Origin of the sequence: Mesorhizobium sp. M7D.F.Ca.US.004.03.1.1 (assembly GCF_003998635.1) — a bacterium.
Classification (GTDB): Bacteria; Pseudomonadota; Alphaproteobacteria; order Rhizobiales; family Rhizobiaceae; genus Mesorhizobium; species Mesorhizobium loti.
In genome coordinates this window covers 1-559 of the sequence record NZ_RZQG01001691.1, presented here as the reverse complement: position 1 = coordinate 559, position 559 = coordinate 1, and the positions used below count along the sequence as shown (strand labels likewise).

1 protein-coding gene is annotated in these 559 nt (G+C 68.5%); it reads right to left on the bottom strand.

Going from position 1 to position 559, the window contains the following annotated elements:
• A partial coding sequence (locus EN935_RS39520) for an NAD-dependent epimerase/dehydratase family protein (RefSeq protein ID WP_245489192.1) occupies window positions 1–548 on the bottom strand: 548 nt, incomplete at its 3' end.
• Window positions 549–559: the final 11 nt, after the last annotated feature.

Here is a 559-nt window from a genome sequence, read left to right as displayed (position 1 = left end):
TCCCGCGCCCAGACACCCAGCCTTTCGGCGGCGATAGACTGAAGTTCCGAGGCCATGTTGTCGACATTGCCGATCCCGGTGATCGGGGTCCGGCCCATCCGTGCCAGGACGGGTATGGTGAAGTCGGGGAATGACGCAACGATTAGCGGCGCCGCACTGCCGGCGGCCGCCAGGCCGGCCTGGACGGCCGCCGCCAGGCAGATATGAGCGGCGAGGAAGCCGCCCATGCCGTCGCGCCGCACGCGCTCGAATACTTCGGGCTTGAGGCCGCGGTGCATCTCCGGCACCGTCAGCAACGTCGCGGCGTGAAAGACCACGCGTGGCCTGATGGCGGCCAGCGTCTCTTCCAGCGCCGCCCGGTCGAGCAGATCCACGGCAAAGCCCGTCACGACGACGTCCTTGTCTTCCTGCAGGGCGCCGATCCGTGCCCGCCAGGCCAGTCCCTCAGCCGTCGCCTTTCTCACGTCGATGACGGCGATCCGCTTGACCTCTGGGCGGCGCGCGAGAAACTCGACCGCATGGCTGCCGACGGCTCCCGCCCCGGTCACCAGAATATCGT